Origin of the sequence: Variovorax ureilyticus (assembly GCF_050632185.1) — a bacterium.
Classification (GTDB): domain Bacteria; phylum Pseudomonadota; class Gammaproteobacteria; order Burkholderiales; family Burkholderiaceae_C; genus Variovorax; species Variovorax ureilyticus_A.
Genome location: NZ_CP192579.1, coordinates 1,786,003 through 1,805,840 on the forward strand (window position 1 = coordinate 1,786,003; position 19,838 = coordinate 1,805,840).

The 19,838-nt window shown below is 65.9% G+C and carries 14 protein-coding genes, 2 tRNA genes and 3 pseudogenes; 12 read left to right on the forward strand and 7 right to left on the reverse strand.

From position 1 onward, the window contains the following. Positions 1-2: 2 nt before the first annotated feature. Together ACQ858_RS08835 and ompR are read right to left on the reverse strand one after the other, a co-directional pair. A pseudogene (locus tag ACQ858_RS08835) lies at positions 3-1,500 on the reverse strand (ATP-binding protein). A gap of 159 nt (positions 1,501-1,659) precedes the next feature. After that, positions 1,660-2,391 (reverse strand): osmolarity response regulator transcription factor OmpR, encoded by a 732-nt coding sequence (gene ompR / locus ACQ858_RS08840; protein WP_088956805.1) that lies wholly within the window; start codon positions 2,389-2,391, stop codon positions 1,660-1,662. A 172-nt stretch (positions 2,392-2,563) separates the two neighbouring features. Here ompR and ACQ858_RS08845 point away from each other — a divergent pair, with 172 nt between their 5' ends. After that, complete coding sequence (locus ACQ858_RS08845) at positions 2,564-2,893, forward strand: hypothetical protein (protein ID WP_431276338.1); 330 nt, start codon at positions 2,564-2,566, stop codon at positions 2,891-2,893. Between the two features lie 49 nt (positions 2,894-2,942). Beyond that, complete coding sequence (locus ACQ858_RS08850) at positions 2,943-3,647, forward strand: SIMPL domain-containing protein (RefSeq protein ID WP_431276339.1); 705 nt, start codon at positions 2,943-2,945, stop codon at positions 3,645-3,647. A 20-nt stretch (positions 3,648-3,667) separates the two neighbouring features. Here the strand turns inward: ACQ858_RS08850 and ACQ858_RS08855 are convergent, their stop codons facing one another. Beyond that, positions 3,668-4,438, reverse strand: a complete 771-nt coding sequence (locus tag ACQ858_RS08855; RefSeq protein ID WP_431276340.1) for a 3-hydroxybutyrate dehydrogenase — start codon at positions 4,436-4,438, stop codon at positions 3,668-3,670. A gap of 194 nt (positions 4,439-4,632) precedes the next feature. On the opposite strand from ACQ858_RS08855, the gene ACQ858_RS08860 reads away from it, so the two are divergent. The 5 genes from ACQ858_RS08860 to rimO all read left to right on the forward strand — a co-directional run bounded on the left by ACQ858_RS08860 (position 4,633) and on the right by rimO (position 9,610). Beyond that, on the forward strand, positions 4,633-6,825 hold the full coding sequence (locus ACQ858_RS08860; RefSeq protein ID WP_431276821.1) for a RelA/SpoT family protein: 2,193 nt from the start codon (positions 4,633-4,635) through the stop codon (positions 6,823-6,825). Positions 6,826-6,873: 48 nt separating this feature from the next. Beyond that, a tRNA-Val gene (locus ACQ858_RS08865) sits at positions 6,874-6,950 on the forward strand. A 213-nt stretch (positions 6,951-7,163) separates the two neighbouring features. Beyond that, on the forward strand, positions 7,164-7,532 hold the full coding sequence (locus ACQ858_RS08870; RefSeq protein WP_431276341.1) for a hypothetical protein: 369 nt from the start codon (positions 7,164-7,166) through the stop codon (positions 7,530-7,532). Positions 7,533-7,603: 71 nt separating this feature from the next. Further along, the gene (phaR, locus tag ACQ858_RS08875; RefSeq protein ID WP_431276342.1) at positions 7,604-8,164 is read left to right on the forward strand and encodes a polyhydroxyalkanoate synthesis repressor PhaR; all 561 of its coding nucleotides are present in this window, start codon (positions 7,604-7,606) and stop codon (positions 8,162-8,164) included. Positions 8,165-8,203: 39 nt separating this feature from the next. Next, positions 8,204-9,610 carry a 30S ribosomal protein S12 methylthiotransferase RimO gene (gene rimO, locus ACQ858_RS08880; protein WP_431276343.1) on the forward strand — a complete coding sequence of 469 codons (1,407 nt, stop codon included), beginning with the start codon at positions 8,204-8,206 and terminating at the stop codon, positions 9,608-9,610. Positions 9,611-9,687: 77 nt separating this feature from the next. On the opposite strand, the gene ACQ858_RS08885 is transcribed toward rimO, so the two are convergent. Further along, a tRNA-Leu gene (locus ACQ858_RS08885) sits at positions 9,688-9,772 on the reverse strand. A gap of 81 nt (positions 9,773-9,853) precedes the next feature. On the opposite strand from ACQ858_RS08885, the gene rnr reads away from it, so the two are divergent. Next, positions 9,854-12,091 (forward strand): ribonuclease R, encoded by a 2,238-nt coding sequence (gene rnr, locus ACQ858_RS08890; protein ID WP_431276822.1) that lies wholly within the window; start codon positions 9,854-9,856, stop codon positions 12,089-12,091. 15 nt (positions 12,092-12,106) lie between these two features. Then, positions 12,107-12,866 (forward strand): annotated as a pseudogene (locus tag ACQ858_RS08895) (SDR family oxidoreductase). Between the two features lie 6 nt (positions 12,867-12,872). Here ACQ858_RS08895 and ACQ858_RS08900 read toward each other — a convergent pair. From ACQ858_RS08900 to ACQ858_RS08910, 3 genes and pseudogenes are all read right to left on the reverse strand, one after another. Continuing rightward, a pseudogene (locus ACQ858_RS08900) lies at positions 12,873-14,338 on the reverse strand (NAD(P)H-hydrate dehydratase). A gap of 17 nt (positions 14,339-14,355) precedes the next feature. Next, on the reverse strand, positions 14,356-15,612 hold the full coding sequence (locus tag ACQ858_RS08905; protein ID WP_431276344.1) for a D-amino acid dehydrogenase: 1,257 nt from the start codon (positions 15,610-15,612) through the stop codon (positions 14,356-14,358). A 52-nt stretch (positions 15,613-15,664) separates the two neighbouring features. Continuing rightward, positions 15,665-16,993, reverse strand: a complete 1,329-nt coding sequence (locus tag ACQ858_RS08910) for an amidase (protein WP_431276345.1) — start codon at positions 16,991-16,993, stop codon at positions 15,665-15,667. Between the two features lie 227 nt (positions 16,994-17,220). On the opposite strand from ACQ858_RS08910, the gene rpsB reads away from it, so the two are divergent. The 3 genes from rpsB (at position 17,221) to pyrH (ending at position 19,829) form a co-directional block, all read left to right on the forward strand. Next, a complete protein-coding gene (gene rpsB, locus ACQ858_RS08915; protein ID WP_431276346.1) occupies positions 17,221-17,976 on the forward strand; it encodes a 30S ribosomal protein S2 in 756 nt (251 codons plus the stop codon). Positions 17,977-18,082: 106 nt separating this feature from the next. After that, positions 18,083-19,009, forward strand: coding sequence for a translation elongation factor Ts (gene tsf / locus ACQ858_RS08920; protein WP_431276347.1), 927 nt, complete (start codon positions 18,083-18,085; stop codon positions 19,007-19,009). Between the two features lie 97 nt (positions 19,010-19,106). Beyond that, the gene (gene pyrH / locus ACQ858_RS08925) at positions 19,107-19,829 is read left to right on the forward strand and encodes a UMP kinase (RefSeq protein WP_431276348.1); all 723 of its coding nucleotides are present in this window, start codon (positions 19,107-19,109) and stop codon (positions 19,827-19,829) included. Positions 19,830-19,838 lie beyond the last annotated feature (9 nt).

Genomic DNA, 19,838 nt, shown 5'->3' on the forward strand with positions numbered 1-19,838 from the left:
CGTCAGGCGCGTGGCTGCGGCTGCCTTTCCTTGTCCTTGGCTTGAGACGGATCGCCCTTCGCTGAAGCGGCGCGCGGCATGCGGATGTGCGCAGCCAGACCACGGCCGGGCGTGCTGGTGAGCGCGAAAGTGCCGCCCATGCGCTCGATGTTCTTGGTGACGATCGAAAGGCCAAGACCCGCACCCGCCGCCGAGGTGCGCGCCACATCGCCGCGGAAGAACGGCTTGCTCAATTGGGACAGCAGGGCCGGCGCAACGCCCGCCCCGTGGTCGCGCACTTTGATCAGCACCGCATCGTTGTGGGCCTGTGCCTGGATCGTGACGTCGGCGACGCCGGTCGAAGGCGTCTTGCCGTAGCGGCGTGCGTTTTCGACCAGGTTGGAGATCACGCGCTGAAGCTCGACTTCGTCCGCCATCACGCGCAGGTCGGAGGGCACATCGACGGTGATCTTGATGTCCTCATGGTCCTGCACCGCGTAGGCGCAGGCGTCGACCACGTCGCGCAGCAGCACCGGCTTGAACTCGACATGGTCGGGGCGCGCGTAGTCGAGGAACTTGTCGATGATCGCGTCGAGTTGCGCGATGTCGGCGGCCATGTGGTCGCGCGCGTCCGGGTCGGCGACGCTCATCTCGGTCTCGAGCCGCAGCCGGGCGAGCGGGGTTCGCAGGTCGTGCGAGATGCCGGCGAGCATCACGGCGCGGTCCTGCTCGATCTTGGCGAGCTGGTCGGCCATGCGGTTGAAGCCGACGTTCACGGCGCGGATCTCGTTGGTGCGCGCGCGCTCGTCGAGGCGATGCGCCTCGTATTCGCCTTCGCGCACCTGCATCGTCGCCTGCGACAGCTGCTTGAGCGGGCGGTTGATGAGCCGGGTGATCAATGCGGCGCCGGCGAGCGACAGCGCCATCGTGGTCGCGAGCCAGATCAGCCAGGTGCGCCGATCGAGGCGGCTGAAGCGGGTCGGATCGACCAGCAGCCAGTAGGTGTCGCTCTCGATGGTGAAGCCGATCCAGAGGCCCGGTTCGTCGTTGACGCGGCTGGCGACGGTCGTGCCTTCGCCGAGCCGCGCGATCAGCTCCTCGGTGACCCGTTGATCCAGCGCGCCGCTGGTGTAGGGCAGGAAGCGGTCGCCCGGTTCGCGCGGCAGGATGCGAACACCTTCCTGGTCGGCGAGCGTCTTGATGAGCGAGACGCGGGTGATGGCATCGGAATACACCAGCGCCGCGCGCGTGAGGTTCACGAGCGAGGCGATCTGGTGCGCGGTCTGGATCGCGCGCGGCTCGTATTCGAGCGCGCGGGAAGGTCTGCAGCCAGGCGACCGTGCAGCCCACGAGCAGCAGGACCAGCAGGAAGAAGGTCCGCCAGAACAGGCTCAGGCCGAGCTGCAGCCGCGTGCGGCGTGTGCGCGACCCGATGCCTTCAAGCGGGCTCGGCAGCGTCCCCTGGGTGCTGTCCTCGAGCGGGCTCGGCTGGGTGGTCTGGGAGCCGAGCGTGACGGCCATTTTGAGTTCAGTACTCCATCATGCTGTGCGCGACCACTGCTCATGAACCTGGCGCGGTCAAAGTCCAGGGCACCCGCGGAACCGGCTTCGCCGGGCCGCCGGGTGCGCCCCCGGAGGGGAAAGCGGCTACACGAAGTGAGCAAGCAACGGGGGTGGGCGTCATGTGGTGCCGTCCGGCACGAACACGTAGCCGACGCCCCAGACCGTCTGGATGTAGCGCGGCGCCGCGGCGTCGGATTCGACCAGCTTGCGCAGGCGCGAGATCTGCACGTCCAGGCTGCGGTCGAAAGGCTCGAACTCGCGGCCGCGCGCGAGCTGGGCCAGCTTTTCGCGCGACAGCGGCTGGCGCGGATGCCGCACCAGCGCCTTCAGCATCGCGAATTCGCCGGTGGTCAGCGAGAGCTCCTCGCCGTCCTTCTTCAGCGTGCGCGAGCCGAGGTCGAAGCTGAACGGGCCGAAGTTCACGGTCTCGTTGTCGGTGGACGGAGCCCCCGGGGCCTCGAGCGGCGGACGGCGACGCAGCACCGCGTGCACGCGGGCCAGCAATTCGCGCGGGTTGAAAGGCTTGCCGAGGTAATCGTCGGCGCCGACCTCGAGGCCGACGATGCGGTCCACGTCCTCGCCCTTTGCGGTCAGCATGATGATCGGCGTGCGGTCGTTGGCGGCCCGCAGGCGGCGGCAGACGGAGAGCCCGTCTTCGCCGGGCATCATGAGGTCGAGGACGATCAGGTCGACCGTGTCGCGAAGCAGAATCCTGTTCAATGCCTTGCCGTCTTCCGCCACGATGACCTCGAATCCTTCCTGGGTGAGGTAGCGGCGCAGCAGGTCGCGGATGCGGGCGTCGTCATCGACGATCACGATCTTGTCAGTGCGAGCTGGAGTCTGATTCATTTTTACAACGGTGAATTTGTAACAGCGCCAATTTTGAGGGCGTTGCGATGCCGATGCGTCGCTTTGGGTAGTTGTTTGACACTAAGTTACAAAACTTGCGGCCGTTAGCGCGTAGGGCGTTCACGCATTGCCTTGGGATGGCAAAGTCGCGCTGTGCTGTCCCACAGTCGTCATGAAATCCAACAAATTCGCACTGTCCTTTGTCGTCGTCTGCGCTTCGCTCGGCCCTTCTGCCTGGGCGGCGGGCCCTGTCGGATTCATTTCCACTGGCGATCAGCAACGCAGCCTGCGTGCTGCGGTCGAAGCCCATCGTGCGGCGACCCGTGCCGAGGCCGGGCAGGGCGAGGCGATCGCGGGTCGCAGGCTGACGCCCGCCGAGCTGGCCGAGTTGCGTCAGCAGGTGCGACAGCAGGCTTCGGCGGAATCCGTGCCGCCCGAGCGGATGATTCCGGCGCCCGACTTCAAGGGCGCGGTGCTCGTACCGGGCAAGCAGCGCCCATGAACGGCACCCCGCGCGGGCGCCTCGTCTTTCACATTCCGAGGAATCCAGTTTGAACAAAGCCAAATGGTTGGCGGCCTGCGCCGTCCTGACGGGTGCTTCGGCGGCCTGGTCGCAGGCCGTCACGCTACCCCCGCCGCAGAACGTGCTGCAACTTTCGTCCGACGCGACGGTGGAGGTTCAGCAGGACCAGTTGAGCATGACCCTTTCCACGACGCGCGACGGTGCCGACGCGAGCGCCGTGCAGGCGCAGCTCAAGTCGGCGCTCGATGTTGCGCTGGCCGAGGCGCGCAAGAGCGCGCAGCCGGGGCTGCTCGACGTGCACACCGGCAACTTCACGATGTCGCCGCGCCGCAGCCGCGAGGGCAGGCTCACCGGATGGCAGGGCACGGCGGAGCTGATTCTCGAAGGCCGGGATTTCCCGCGCATCGCCCAGACGGCGGGCAAGATTTCGACCCTGACCGTCGGCAATGTCGGCTTCAGCCTGAGCCGCGAAGAGCGGGCCAAGGCCGAAACCGAAGCCCAGGGGCAGGCGATCGACAACTTCAAGCAGCGCGCCGACGAACTGGCCAAGCGGCTCGGCTTTGCCGGCTACACGCTGCGCGAGGTGGCGGTCAACTCGCACCTTGGCGGCCCCATCCGCCCGCGCGTGATGGCGATGGAGGCGGCCAAGATGGCCGCCGACGCGCCGCTGCCGATCGAAGCCGGCAAGACCAGCGTGGTGGTCAACGTCTCCGGATCGGTCCAGCTGAAGTAGCTGGACACCGAAGCGCCCGCTTACTGGGCGGTCCAGCCGCCGTCGACCTGCCGGGCGACGCCGCGGACCTGGTCGGCGGCCGGCGAGCACAGGAACACCGCGAGCCCGCCGAGTTGCTCGACGGTGGTGAATTGCAGCGAAGGCTGCTTTTCGCCGAGCAGTTCCTTCTGGGCCTGCGCGACCGCGATGCCTTCGCGCGCAGAGCGGTCGTCGATCTGCTTTTGCACCAGCGGCGTCAGCACCCAGCCGGGGCAGATCGCGTTGCAGGTCACGCCACTGGTCGCGGTTTCGAGCGCGACCGTCTTCGTGAAGCCGACGATGCCGTGCTTGGCCGCGACGTAGGCCGACTTCTGCGCCGAGGCGACCAGCCCGTGCGCCGAGGCGATGTTGATGACCCGGCCCCAGTTGGCCTGGCGCATCGCCGGGATGGCGAGGCGGGTGGTGTGGAACGCACTCGTGAGGTTGATGGCGATGATCGCGTCCCAGCGCTCCGGCGGGAAGTCCTCGACGTTCGCGACGTGCTGGATGCCGGCGTTGTTCACGAGCACGTCGACGCGGTCGAAGCGCGAGGCGGCGAACTTCATCATGTCCGCGATCTGGTCGGGCTTGCTCATGTCGGCGCCGTGGTACTCGACCTTGACACCCAGTGCGGCGATTTCCGCGCGCGGCTGTTCGGAATCCCCGAAACCATTGAGCACGATGTTTGCGCCTTGCTGTGCGAGCGCCTTGGCGATTCCAAGGCCGATGCCACTGGTGGACCCCGTAACGAGCGCGGTTTTGCCTTTGAGCATGATGGTGAACTCCGGTTGAAGTAGGATGCAACGACCCCATTATCTTCATCGCGACTTCGCTTTCGACATGACCGCGCCTGCCTTTCATCACGCCCCCGTGAGGCTTGCCGGTCGGCAAGGCGGTCGATTTGCCGGCGTCAGGTACTGTGAAGCGCGAGCAATCCAACCTGCAGGCGGCTTCCACGCCGGAGTCGATGGTGGTCGACTATCCATTGTCGGCCGCGACGGCGGAGCGGTCGCCGGTGATGGAGAACATGCTCGCGCGCGCTCGCGCCTTCGCCGAGCCGCTGATCGCCGACGAGACGCTGGACACCGGCGAGAACACGTTGGCGCACGCGGATGCGGTCGCGCGCATCGTCGCGTCGATGGGCGGCTCCGAAGCGATGCAGGCGGCGAGCTATCTCGTCTATTCGTGCCAGCACCTGAACCGGCCGCAGGAAGTCATCGCCAAGGTCTTCGGCGACAACTTCGCCGCGCTCGCCGTCGAGACCACCAAGCTGGTGTATGTGCAGAAGCAGGCGCGTTCGGCCACGGCCAATGTCCATCTGAACGATGGTGCGGGCACGCAGACGGAGAACGTGCGCAAGATGCTGCTGGCCTTTTCGCGCGATCTGCGCGTGGTCATGCTCCGGCTGGCATCCAGACTCCAGACGCTGCGCTATGCGGCGGCGTCCAAGAAGCCCCCGCCGGAGAACGTCGCGCGCGAATCGCTGCAGGTCTTTGCGCCGCTGGCGAACCGCCTGGGCATCTGGCAGGTGAAGTGGGAGATCGAGGACCTCTCGTTCCGATTCCTCGAGCCTGACACCTACAAGCTCATCGCACGTCTTCTCGAAGAGAAGCGCATCGAGCGCGAAAGCTACGTCGATCAGTTGCGAATGCGCCTCGAGCGCGAACTGGCCGCCGAAGGCATCAAGGCCAAGGTGCAGGGGCGGCCCAAGAACATCTACAGCATCGTCAAGAAGATGCGCGGCAAGTCGCTCGACTTCGAGCAGGTGTTCGACATCATGGCGCTGCGCGTGATCGTGGGCGACGTCAAGGATTGCTACGCGGCGCTCGCGTGGGTGCACTCGCACTTCCAGCCGATCGATGCCGAGTTCGACGACTACATTGCGCGGCCCAAGCCCAACGGCTATCAGTCGCTGCATACCGTCGTGCGCGATGTGATCGGCGGCCGCGCCGGCAAGCCGATCGAGATCCAGATCCGCACCGAGGAAATGCACGACCATGCCGAGCACGGCGTGGCCGCGCATTGGGCCTACAAGGAGGCCGGCCAGAAGGGCTACGCAGGCGTGTGGGCGACCGGCGAATACGACGCGAAGATCGCCGTGCTCCGGCAACTGCTGGCGTGGGAGCGCGATCTGTCCGGCGGCCAGCAGGGCCAGGGCCTCTTCGACGACCGCATCTACGTGCTGACCCCTGATGCCGCGATCGTCGAGTTGCCGCAGGGCGCAACGGCGGTCGATTTCGCCTACACGGTTCACACAAGCCTCGGCCATCGCTGCCGCGGCGCGCGCGTCGATGGCGTGATGGTGCCGCTCAACACGCCGCTGCAGAACGGCCAGACGGTCGAGATCATCGCGGCGAAGGAGGGCGGTCCCTCGCGCGACTGGCTCAATGCCGATCTGGGCTATCTGGCGAGCCACCGGGCGCGCGCGAAGGTCAGGGCGTGGTTCAACGCACAGATCACGCATGAGACGGTGGCGCGCGGCCGCGAAGCGGTCGAGAGGCTTCTGCAGCGCGAAGGAAAAACGGCGCTCAAGCTGGAGGACCTCGCGTCGCAGCTCGGCTTCAAGTCGGCGGACAACCTGTTCGAAGTGGTCGGCAAGGACGAGTTTTCGCTGCGCAACATCGAGATGCTGCTGCGCCCGCCCGAGCCGGTGCCCGGCCCGGATGACGGCGTCGTCATCAAGAAGGCGCGCGGCAGCGAACAGGCCGGGCGCGGTGGGGTCCTGGTGGTCGGCGTGTCGTCGCTCATGACGCAGCTCGCCAAGTGCTGCAAGCCCGCGCCGCCCGATGCGATCCGCGGTTTCGTGACGAAGGGGCACGGCGTGAGCATCCATCGCGCCACCTGCAGCAATTTCAGATCGATGGCGAGCCAGAACGCGGAGCGCGTGATCGATGTCGAGTGGGGGGCCCAGAAGGGCGATGGCGCCGCGGTCTACGCGGTCGACGTCGCGATCGAAGCCGCAGACCGGCAGGGTCTTCTGCGCGATATCTCCGATGTGTTCGCACGCGAGAAGATGAACGTGATCGGCGTGCAGACCCAGTCCATCAAGGGGACCGCGTGGATGACTTTCACCATCGAGATCGCCGATGCCGGGCGGCTCGCGCAGGTGCTCACGGTGGTGGCCTCGGTGACCGGTGTGCGTTCCGTGCGACGTCGGTGAAAAGAGGCTCGAAAAAGCCTGCTATACTCTCATCTCTCGAATACACACAGGCGCGTAGCTCAGCTGGTTAGAGCACCACCTTGACATGGTGGGGGTCGTTGGTTCGAGTCCAATCGCGCCTACCAATTTACTTGGTCACGAGTCTGATTAACCACCAGACGCTAAGCTGATCAAGATCTCCTTGCTCCCGATTCCCCGGAATTCGCTCCTGAATTCCTTTCCGGATTTCCGGTCCCGATCGCTTGTCGGTCTATGGCCTTCGGGCGACTGGCGGCTGCGGCGTCGGTTGTGGTAACTTGCCTGCTTGTCACCTCAATGCACTCGACTCCAGGGAATAGATGAACACCCCCGCCGCCGAGATCGATCCAACGCAAGAAGAACTCCGTATCGCGGCTCTCGTACGCCAGGCGCCGCTGGAGTTCGCGCGGGTGGTCTACGGGCTCAACGATCGGGCCAATGGGCGTGCCGGCACCATGGCGGCTGAGGAAGTGGCGCGCACCCTTCGCCAGGGGACACCGGTGACTCGGGAGCGCGCAGAGCAGCGCGCGCGAGCCTATCTTCCGGTTGCGGGACAGGAGCACTGCCCGCGCTGCTGGGTATTCAACGGCATCAAGAGCCCGCTCCAGTACCGAGAAGCGACGGAGGAGCGTCCCGAGACCGGCACCTGCAAGGTTTGCGGCGCGGAGTACGCCACTTCGCTGGACTGACGCGGTCTTTTCGGTCAGGGTAAACCTTGGCGCGGCGCAACATGGCCGCTCCCTAGAATCGTTTGCACGCCATGATGCGAAATTCGAAGGAGTCCCTAGTGCAGAGCAAGAAGTCCGGTGCCAAGCCGGTCCAGCGGGTGATCAAGAAGTATCCGAACCGAAGGCTCTACGACACGGAAACCTCCAGCTACATCACGCTCGCCGAGGTGAAGCAGCTTGTCATGAACAAGGAGTCGTTCGTCGTGCGCGACGCCAAGAGCGGCGACGATCTCACGCGCAGCATCCTGCTCCAGGTGATCCTCGAGGAAGAAGCCGGCGGAGCGCCGATGTTCACCGAGCAGGTTCTCGCGAGCATCATCCGGTTCTACGGGCATGCGATGCAGAGCTACATGGGGCCCTATCTGGAGAAGAACATCCAGGCCATGGCCGAGGTGCAGGCCCAGCTCGCGGAAAAGGCCGAGAGCCTGACGCCCGAAATGTGGGCCCGCTTCATGACGCTGCAGTCGCCGGTCCTGCAGGGGCTGATGGGCAACTACGTGGAGCAGTCCAAGAATGTTTTCCTGCAGATGCAGGAGCAGATGCAGAAGAACACCGAGCAGGTCCTGGGCGCTTTTGGCATCAAGCGCCCCTGAACGCCGTGTGCCGGCCGATAGCTGGGACAATATGGGGATATGAGCGAAGTAGCCTCCCCCGATAGAACGATTGAGCCGACGACCCCAAAGATCGGCTTTGTGAGCCTTGGCTGCCCCAAGGCCCTGACGGATTCCGAACTGATCCTGACCCAACTGAGCGCCGAGGGCTACCAGACCTCGAAGACCTTCGAAGGCGCCGACCTCGTCATCGTGAACACCTGCGGCTTCATCGACGATGCCGTCAAGGAAAGCCTCGACACGATCGGCGAAGCCCTCGCCGAGAACGGCCGGGTGATCGTCACCGGCTGCCTGGGCGCAAAGACCGGCGATCAGGGCGGCAACCTGGTGCGCGAGATGCATCCGAGCGTGCTCGCCGTGACCGGCCCGCATGCGACCCAGGAAGTGATGGACGCGGTGCACGCGAATCTCCCCAAGCCGCACGATCCCTTCATCGATCTGGTGCCGCAGGCCTTCGGCGTCGCCGGGCTGAAGCTCACGCCGCGCCATTACGCCTATCTCAAGATCAGCGAGGGCTGCAATCACCGCTGCACCTTCTGCATCATTCCGTCGATGCGCGGCGACCTCGTGTCGCGACCCGTCGGCGATGTGCTGTCGGAGGCCAAGGCGCTGTTCGAAGGCGGGGTCAAGGAGCTCCTCGTGATCAGCCAGGACACGTCGGCCTACGGCGTCGACGTGAAGTACCGGACCGGCTTCTGGGACGGCAAGCCGGTGAAAACGCGCATGCTCGAGCTTGTGCGCACGCTCGGCGAGATTGCCGCGCCGTACGGTGCATGGGTTCGGCTGCACTATGTGTACCCCTATCCCAGCGTCGACGAAATCATTCCGTTGATGGCCGAGGGTATGGTCCTGCCGTACCTCGATGTGCCGCTTCAGCACAGTCACCCGGATGTCCTGCGGCGTATGAAGCGACCGGCCAGCGGAGAGAAGAACCTCGAGCGCATCGCACGCTGGCGGGAGGTCTGCCCTGAGCTGGTGATTCGCAGCACCTTCATCGCCGGCTTCCCGGGAGAGACCGAGGAAGAGTTCGAGCACCTGCTCGACTTCATCCGCGAGGCGGAGATCGATCGTGCCGGATGCTTCGCCTACAGCCCGGTGGCCGGTGCTGCTGCCAACGACATTCCAGGCATGCTGCCCGAGGCCGAACGTGAAGCGCGTCGCGCCCGCTTCATGGAGGTGGCGGAAGCCGTCTCGATCGCCAAGCTGCGCAAACGCATCGGCGCCACGATGCAGGTCCTTGTGGATTCGGCGCCGGCCATGGGCCGCAAGGGCGGTGTCGGCCGCAGCTATGCCGATGCGCCGGAGATCGACGGGACCGTGCGGCTTCTGCCGCCGGAGAAGATCAGCAAGACGCTGAAGGTCGGCGAGTTCACGCGCGCGCGCATCGTGGGTGCCGAGGGGCACGACCTGATCGCGCTACCGATTTGATGCTGCACTCGGCCAAGAAAAAGCCACCGGAGACCGGTGGCTTGAATCGAAGAACCCTGGAAGGGTGTATTTGAATTTGGTGCCCAGAAGAGGACTCGAACCTCCACGATGTTACTCGCTAGTACCTGAAACTAGTGCGTCTACCAATTCCGCCATCTGGGCCCACACATCTGCCGAAGCAGTTATGTTTTGAATTTCAGGAAAGAAGGAGATCATATCAAAAATTTTGGCCATTCCGGCGGACTGCTGGATGAATTTGAAGGAACGGTTCTTGGACATCGCGATGGACACGGTTTCGTGCAACGCGACGACGGTGAAGCCGACATCTATCTGCCCCCGAACGAGATGCGCGCGGTGCTGCACAAGGACCGCGTCAAGGCGCGCGTCGTGCGGCTCGATCGCCGCGGTCGACCGGAGGGGCGCGTGGTCGAAATCCTCGAGCGGCCCGAGCAGCCCATCATCGGCCGCCTTCTGCACGAAGGCGGTGTGTGGCTCGTGGCGCCCGAGGACAAGCGCTACGGCCAGGACGTTCTGATCCCCAAGGGGGCGACCGGCACCGCGAAGGTGGGCCAGGTCGTGGTCGTTCAGCTCACGGAGCCGCCCGCGCTCTTCGGGCAACCGGTGGGCCGCGTGAAGGAAGTGCTCGGCGAGATCGACGACCCGGGCATGGAGATCGAGATCGCGGTTCGCAAGTACGGCGTGCCGCACGAGTTTTCCGAAGCGTGTCTCGCGGAAGCGAAGGCGCTGCCCGACAAGGTCCGGCCCGCCGACAAGAAGGGGCGCATCGACCTGACCGACATTGCGCTGGTCACCATCGACGGCGAGGACGCGCGCGATTTCGACGACGCGGTGTATTGCGAGCCGGCCAAGGTCGGTCGCGGCAAGGGCTGGCGATTGCTCGTCGCGATCGCGGACGTCAGCGCCTACGTGCAGACGGGTTCGGCCATCGACGTCGACGCCTACGACCGCGCGACCAGCGTGTACTTCCCGCGCCGCGTGATCCCGATGCTGCCGGAAAAGCTGTCGAACGGGTTGTGCTCGCTCAACCCCGAGGTCGAGCGCCTTTGCATGGTGTGCGACATGCTCGTGGCGGCCGACGGCGATATCTACGCCTATCAGTTCTACCCGGCAGTGATGTGGAGCCATGCGCGCTTCACCTATACCGAGGTTGCTGCGATTCTCGGCAACACGCGCGGCCCGGAGGCCCAGAAGCGCAAGGAGCGCATCAAGGACCTCTTGAACCTGCACGACGTCTATCGCGCGCTGCTGAGTCAGCGCGTGAAGCGCGGTGCGGTGGACTTCGAGACGACCGAGACGCAGATCATCTGCGACGAGGCGGGCCGCATCGAGAAGATCGTGCCCCGTACGCGCAACGAGGCGCACCGCCTGATCGAGGAAGCCATGCTCGCGGCCAACGTCTGCAGCGCCGACTTCATCGCCGAAGGCAAGCATCCGGGCCTGTTTCGCGTGCACGAAGGTCCGACGCCGGAGAAGAAGGAGATCCTGCGCGGCTATCTCAAGGCGATGGGCGTCGGGCTCTCGATCACCGACGATCCGAAGCCCGGCGAGTTCCAGGCGATTGCCGACGCGACCAAGGAGCGGCCCGATGCGCAGCAGATCCACACCATGCTGCTGCGCTCGATGCAGCAGGCGATCTACACGCCCATCAACAGCGGTCACTTCGGCCTCGCTTACGAGGCCTACACGCATTTCACGAGCCCGATCCGGCGCTATCCGGACCTGCTGGTCCATCGCGTGATCAAGGCGATCCTCGGCAAGACCAAGTACCAGTTGCCGATGCTGCCGACACCGGGTGAAGCGCACGCCAAGCTCGCGAAGCGCCCGGCTTCGCGCGTGAAATCGCCGAGCGCCAAGCCGCAGAAGGCCAGCGTCGCACCGAGCAAGGAAGTGCAGGCCTGGGAAGCCGCCGGCCTGCACTGCAGCGCCAACGAGCGTCGTGCCGATGAAGCCAGTCGCGATGTGGAAGCCTGGCTGAAGTGCAAGTACATGCGCGAGCACCTGGGCGAGGAGTACGGCGGCGTGGTGACCGCGGCCACCACCTTCGGCATCTTCGTCACGCTCGATGCGATGTACGTCGAAGGCCTCGTGCACATCACCGAACTGGGTGGCGAGTACTTCAAGTTCGACGAGCAGCGCCAGGAGCTGCGCGGCGAACGCACGGGGATTCGCTACGCCATCGGAACGCGCGTGCGTGTGCAGGTCAGCCGTGTGGACCTCGACGGCCGCAGGATCGACTTCCGACTCGTGCGCGAAGGCGAGGAACTCGGGGCGCGCGCGATGAAGGACAAGGGGCTGGCGCCGAGCGGCGTGCCCGCGAAGGCCTCCGCCAAGCGCAGCGCGCGCAAGAAGCCCGAGGCGGCCGACCGAAGCGAACACGCGCCAAAGTCGGCGATACAGGCCTTCAAGACCGCGGTGAAGAAGGCGGCCAACAAGATGAAAGGGCGCAAGGCGCGCCGTTGACCCAAGGAGATATGAATGAGCGTTGAAAAGAGGAGCCGAATCGCGATCGTCACGGGCGCGGGGACCGGCATTGGCAAGGCGGCGGCACTGGCCCTGCTGGGCGACGGATGGAGCGTCGTGCTGGCCGGACGGCGCCTTGAGCCGCTGGAGCAGGTGGCCGAGGAATCAGGCACAGGTGCGCGAGCCTTCGCGGTGCCCACGGACGTCGCCAATCCCGAATCCGTGCAGGCGTTGTTCGCGGCGGCGGTGGAGCGCTTCGGCCGTGTCGATCTCCTCTTCAACAACGCCGGCGTGGGCAACCCCCGGGTCCGTTCGAGGACTGGACGCCGGAGCAATGGCGAGGGGTCGTGGACATCAACCTGAACGGGATGTTCTATTGCATCCAGCAGGCGTTCCGCACGATGCGTGGGCAGACGCCGCGCGGCGGACGCATCATCAACAACGGCTCGATCTCGGCCACGACGCCGCGGCCGAATTCGATCGCCTATACGGCCACCAAGCACGCGGTGGAAGGCCTGACCAAGACGGCTTCGCTCGATGGCCGCAAGCACGACATCGCCGTCGGCCAGATCGACGTGGGCAATGCCCTGACCGAATTGGCCGCGCGCATGACCAAGGGGTCCCGCAGGCCAGCGGCGAGATCGCCATCGAGCCGACCATGGATGTGTCGATCGTCGGGCAGTCGGTGCTCTACATGGCCAACCTGCCGCTGGATGCCAACGTGCTCTTCCACACGGTGATGGCGACCAAGATGCCCTTCGTGGGCCGCGGCTGACGCTGTTCAGAGGGGTGGCGGGCTACCGGCGGCGAGCGCGCCCGCCGTGAGCGGAACCCCGGATGGCCAGCGGTCCGCCAGGTGTCCGTGGCGCCAGATGGCGCCGCACGTCGCCGTCATTGGCGGATGGCCGGTGGCGAGCGCCGCGCCCACCATGCCGGCGAGAACGTCGCCGGTGCCCGCTGTCGCCAACCGCGCGTTGCCGGTCGGGTTGATTACCGGGATCTCGTTCGGCCCGGCGATCACGGTGCCCGACCCTTGAGTACGACGATCGCGCCGAATCGTGCGGCGAGTTCACGCGCCGCGGCGAGCCGGTCGCGCTGGACTTCTCCGGCGTTCGAGCCCAGAAGCCGAGCCGCTTCGAGCGGGTGCGGCGTCAGGACCGTGGGCCGGCTGGATGAAGCGCGCGCAACCAGCAGGCCCTGCAGGGCAGGAGCTGTCGCAATGCAGTTCAGCGCGTCCGCATCGAGAACCAGCGCTCCGGCGGCCTGGAGGATGTGCGGCAGCAGTTCGCCCACTGCCGTGCCGCCGCCGCATCCGCTGACCACCGTCATGTCGGCGAGGTCAAGCGTGTCGGGCCGGCGGAACATGAGTTCGGGACGCACCGGGTCCAGTGGTAGCGCATCCCGATCGAGCGGCGCGACAAAGACCCGCCCCGCGCCCGCATGCAGAGCCGCAGAGCCGGCGAGCAGCGCAGCGCCCGCCATTCCGGGCGCCCCGCCGATCACCGCGACATCGCCGTAGCTTCCCTTGTGCGAGGCGTGCCGCCGTTGCGGGATGACGGGGGCGCCCGTCAGCCTGGCGACAGGGGGCTCCGTGATGTCCGCAATGCCCAGGTCGTCGAACCACACGTCGCCGGCGGCATCGCGGCCCTGGGCGGTGAAAAGTCCTGGCTTCAGCGTCAGCAGGCTCAGGCACACGCGACGATGCTGTCCGACATCGGCTTGCAGGTAGTTGGCGGACAAGCCGCCGGTGTCCGCATCGAGCCCCGACGGCGTATCGATGCCGAGCACCGGCGCGGCGCCGTCGCTCATCTTGCGAAGCCAGTCGAGCATCAGGCCGGATGGCGGCCGTGCGGCGCCGATGCCGAGCAGCGCATCCAGCGCGAGGTCGCAGTTCGCGGGCGGTGCTTCGGCAAACGCCACCCCCGCTTCGCGCGCACGCTGGAGCGAGGCGTGTGCATCGGCAGGTAACCGGTCGTCCTCGCCGATTCGCGTGACGACCGTCTTGAAGCCGCGCCGCTGAAGCTGTGACGCGGCCTCGAAGCCGTCGCCGCCGTTGTTGCCGGGACCGCAGGCAACCCAGACGAGGCGCGCATGCGGTGCCAGTGCCATTGCGAGCCGGGCCGCTGCCGGGCCTGCGCGCTGCATCAGCGTGTGCGGCGGGAGGGCCTTCGCCGCGGCTTCTTCGATCCGGCGCGTAGCGGCGATGTCGAACAGATCGGCGGCGGTGGCGGATGTGATTCGAAGCATGCGGCGGTCCTCCCGGGTCAATGTTGCAGCAGGCGCTCCAGGCCGAAGCCTTCGAGATCGATGCCGGGGTCGCGACCCTGCATGAGGTCCGCCAGGACCCGCGCGCTGCCGCAGGAGAGTGCCCATCCGCTCGATCCGTGCCCGAGGTTGAGCCAGACACCCGGCGCACCGCTGGGGCCGATGATCGGCGGGCCGTCCGGCAGCATCGGCCGCGCGCCTTTCCATTGCTGGACCCCCGAGCGGAGCGTCACCGCGCCGGGAAACCAGTCCTGCAGCACCTTGTAGAGCGTTCGCAGCGAATCCGGATTGATCGTCCCGGGCGAGCCGCCGATCTCGGCGCTTCCCGCAACCCGCACGCGAAGGCCGAGCCTGGAAATCGCGACCATGTACCGCTCGTCCATGACCGCGCTACGCGGCGCATTGAGCGGCTCGCGGATGTTGGCGCTGATTGAATGACCGTAGACCGGGGCCAGGGGCAGGCGCAATCCCAGCGGCCTGATCAGGTCCGCCGAGGCCACGCCGGCGCAGACCACCACCGCGTCGAAACGATGGCTCTCGGAGCCGGCCGCGAGCGAGAGCTCGGTGGGGGCCGAGCGCTTCAGCGGCGCCAGGTCGCAGTTGAAATGGAACTGTGCGCCCAGTGCCTCGGCTTCCCACTTGAGCAGTTGCGCGAACTGCCGGCAGTTGGCCACTTCGTCGTCCGGCAGGTAGATGGCGCCCGCGAGCGAGGTGTCCGCATTCAGCGCCGGCTCGATCTTGCGGGCTTCGTCGGCATCAATTTCCTGAAACTTGGTTCCGGCGGCGTGCAGCACCTCGAGGCCGGCCTGGACCAGCTTCTTCTCACGTTTGGAGCGCAGGAGCACCAGATAGCCGTCGCTGCGCTCGTAGTCGAGCTCGCAAGCCTCGGTGATCGCGTGGAGGCGGGTGCGGCTGTAGAAGGCGAGCCGTTGCAGTCGTGCGCGGTTGGCCAGGTAGGTCTCGAGCTTGCACGCGCGCTGCCAGTGGGCCATCCAGCGCACGTCGCGCATGGACAGCGGCCAGCGCAATTTGACCGCGCCGTGCGTGGACAAGAGGGAGCGAAGCACCTTGCCGCGCATGCCGGGAGCGGCCCAGGGGGTGACGTATCCCGGCGCCACGACCCCGGCATTCGCAAAGCTCGATTCCTCGGCTGCCGCGCCACGTCGGTCGAAGACGACGACTTCGTGTCCGTCGGAGGCCAGCTCCCATGCAGTGGTGACGCCGATGATGCCGGCTCCCACGATCGCTACTTTCATTCGGTACTTTGTTGATATTGATTCGACGCCCAGGGCCGGTCTCGGGGCCGGATCACCGGCTGCCGAGCGCGCGTTCGGCCTGCAGCGCGGCGGCCAGCACCCCGTCGTCGCGAAGCGCGGCGTGCCAGATCATCAGGCCGACCGGCAACTCACCCGTGGCGTGGCAGGGGATCGAGATCGCGCAACCGTCGAGCATGTTGACGACGGAAGGGTTGCGCAGAAGCAGCGCATTGACGCGGAAGAATTCGTCGTCACGCTCGGGTCCGGGCGCGACGCTGGCGATGGTCGGGGCGGTGATCGGCACGGTCGGCGACAGCACCGCGTCGAAGGGCGTCAGCGCCTGCTCCATGCGGGCGATCCAGTCCCGCCGGGCGTGGCAGAGGTCGATGTACTCGTGCGCCTTCATCGTCGCGCCCTTGAGGATGCGCTGCGCGACCCGCGGGTCGTAACCCGCGCCGCTGCGCTCGAGCAGATGGCGGTGCCGGGCGTAGGACTCGGCGGCGGAGAAGCCACCGGTCGCGTTGATCGACGGCAGATCCGCGAGCGCCGGCAAGCTGATTTCGGTGATCTGCGCCCCGGCGTTGCGCAGCGTGCGGAGGGTCCGATCGAAGGCGCCGGCCACGGCGGCGTCCATTTCGTTCTGGAAGAGGTCCCTGGAAACCGCGAACCGGTACGTTGCCAGGGATGCATTTCCGGCGGTGACGCGGCGATTCGAGAGGATCTCGTGCGCAGTGATCGCGTCGCGGACGGACCGAGTCATCGCGCAAACCGTGTCGAGGGTGGTCGACAGCGGAAGCGCGCCGTCGTTGGGAACGAGTCGGGCGGTGTTCTTGAAACCGACGATCCCATTGAGCGCGGCGGGAATCCGGATCGAGCCGCCGGTGTCCGAGCCCAGCCCGATGAACGCGGCACCTGTGGCGACGGACACGGCTGCGCCGGAGGACGATCCGCCCGGAATCCGCGGCGTGCCGGGATCGCTCGGGCTTGCCGGTGTTCCGTGATGCGGATTGATCCCGACGCCCGAAAAGGCGAACTCGGTCATGTTCGTCCGGCCGAGAAGCGCGCCCCCGGCAGCCCGAAGGCGGGCGACCGCGACCGCATCGGCCTTCGCCGCCGGTGCGTGGGAGAGCACGGCCGAGCCGGCTGGTGTCGGCTGGCCCGCGACGTCGAAAAGATCCTTGACGGTGAAGGCAAGCCCGGCCAAGGGCTGCCGGGCCCGGGCGGCCGCGGCCTCGCGCCGGGCATCGTCGAACAGCTTGCGCGTGAAGACGTGCTCGCAGGCGACCGACCCGGCCGTGGCGATGGAATGCTCCATTTCAGTGCGTGCGTCGGAAGCGCCCGTCATCAGGGCGAGGCGGGCGGCGTGCAGGTCGGGGCGCATGGGAAGGGATGGCGGCTGGGAGGGATAGGGTGCGTGCTATACTCTTTGGGTTTCGCTCCGGGTACTTTTACTCGCGTTTCCTGGTGTTTTCCCAGGGTCCCGAAGTGAAGCGCATCCGCAAACCAGCCCAATCAAGGTGTTGTGATGCCTCAATTCCGTTGGATATCCATGGATGAGCGGCGCACAAAACGGGCTGGATTTTAGACCCAACCTTTGGAGTTATCTCTATGTCGACCACCATGCGCGAAATGCTGGAAGCCGGCGTCCATTTCGGACATCAGACCCGCTTCTGGAACCCCAAGATGGCCCCGTACATCTTCGGTCACCGCAACAAGATTCACATCATCAACCTGGAAAAGTCGCTCCCGATGTTCCAGGAAGCGATGAAGTACGCCAAGCAGCTCACCGCCAATCGCGGCACCATCCTCATGGTCGGCACCAAGCGCCAGGCCCGCGAAATCGTCGCGGCCGAGGCGCGCCGCGCCGGCGTTCCCTACGTCGACACCCGCTGGCTCGGCGGCATGCTGACGAACTTCAAGACCGTCAAGACCTCGATCAAGCGCCTGAAGGACATGAAGGCCCAGCTCGAAGCCGGTCTCGACAGTCTGAGCAAGAAGGAACAGCTCACCTTCACGCGCGAAATCCAGAAGCTCGAGAAGGACATCGGCGGCATCCAGGATATGACCGCGCTGCCGGACGCGATCTTCGTGATCGACGTGGGCTTCCACAAGATCGCGGTGGCCGAAGCCAAGAAGCTGGGCATTCCGCTGATCGGCGTCGTGGACTCCAATCACTCCCCTGAAGGCATCGACTACGTGATTCCGGGCAACGACGACTCGTCGAAGGCGGTCACTCTGTACGCCCGTGGCATCGCCGATGCGATCATCGAAGGCCGCGCCAGCGCTGTCAGCGACGTGGTCAAGGCTGTGTCCGAAGGCAATGCCGATGAGTTCGTCGAGGTCGAAGAGGGCGCATCCGCCTGATTCGTGCTCGTTCGAGCCTGAAGAAGGGGCCTCGAAGCCCCTTTTTTAATCTGATTTTCGTGGCGCCCGTCAGGGCGGCAACTGACAAACCGAACGGAGAAAACACATGGCAACAATCACCGCAAGCATGGTCGCCGAGCTGCGCGCCAAGACCGACGCTCCGATGATGGAGTGCAAGAAGGCGCTGACCGAAGCCGACGGCAACATGGAAAAGGCCGAAGAGCTGCTGCGCATCAAGCTGGGTAACAAGGCTGGCAAGGCTTCGAGCCGCATCACGGCCGAGGGCGTGGTCGCCGCCTATGCCGAAGGCGATGTCGGCGCGATCGTCGAGATCAACTGCGAAACCGACTTCGTCTCCAAGAACGACAGCTTCCTGGCCCTGGCCAACGCCGCCGCCATGCTGGTCGCCAAGCACAACCCCGCGGACCTGGCCGCGCTCGGCGCGCTGCCGTACGAGCAGGACACCTTCGGTCCTACGCTCGAGGACGTCCGCAAGGGCCTCATCGGCAAGATCGGCGAGAACATGACGTTCCGTCGCTTCAAGCGCTTCGCCGGCAACGGCGCGCTGGCGTCGTACCTCCACGGCACCCGCATCGGCGTGATGGTCGAGTTCGAGGGTGACGCGACCGCCGCCAAGGACGTCGCGATGCACGTGGCTGCGATGAAGCCGGTGGCGATCTCGTCGGCCGATGTGCCGGCCGAGCTGATCGAGAAGGAGCGTGCTGTCGCCGCCGGCAAGGCGGAAGAAGACCGCAAGGCCGCCGAAGCGGCAGGCAAGCAGCCGCAGCCCGCCGATATCGTCGCCAAGCGCGTCGAAGGCAGCGTGCAGAAGTACCTCAAGGAGGTGTCGCTGCACAACCAGTCGTTCGTGAAGAACGACAAGCAGACCGTCGAGCAGATGCTCAAGGCTGCCAGCACCACGATCAAGTCGTTCACGCTGTATGTGGTCGGCGAAGGCATCGAGAAGAAGGTCGACGACTTCGCGGCAGAAGTGGCAGCCCAGGTCGCCGCTGCGAAGGCCGCCGCCGCCTAAATCGCGGCCACACGGCGGCGGCGCGAATTCTCGTGCCGCCGCTGTTTCAAATCCACGTCATACACTCGTACGCGCCCAACTTTCAAAGGAACACTCCATGCCAGAAACCCGCCCAGCCCACAAGCGAATCTTGTTGAAGCTGTCGGGAGAGGCGTTGATGGGGGACGACGCATTCGGCATCAACCGCGCGACGATCGTTCGCATGGTCGGTGAGGTCGCCGAGGTCGTGAACATGGGCGTCGAGGTCGCCGTCGTCATCGGCGGCGGCAACATCTTTCGCGGTGTCGCGGGCGGCTCGGTCGGCATGGACCGCGCCACGGCGGATTACATGGGCATGCTCGCGACCGTCATGAACGCGCTCGCGCTTGCGGATGCGATGAACAAGCAGGGGTTGATCGCCCGAGTGATGTCGGCGATCGCGATCGAGCAGGTCGTCGAACCCTACGTCCGTCCCAAGGCCCTCCAGTACCTGGAGGAAGGCAAGGTGGTGATCTTCGCCGCTGGAACCGGCAACCCGTTCTTCACCACCGATACCGCCGCGGCCTTGCGCGGTGCCGAAATCGGCGCCGAACTGGTGCTGAAGGCGACCAAGGTCGATGGCGTCTATACGGCGGACCCCAAGAAAGACCCGAGCGCGACCCGATATTCGCGCCTGAGTTTCGACGAGGCCATCGCGCAGAATCTCGGCATCATGGACGCCACGGCCTTCGCGCTGTGCCGCGACCAGAACCTGCCGATCAAGGTGTTCTCGATCTTCAAGAACGGTGCGCTCAAGCGTGTCGTCACGGGCGAGGACGAAGGCACGCTGGTGCATGCCTGAGCGGAGAAA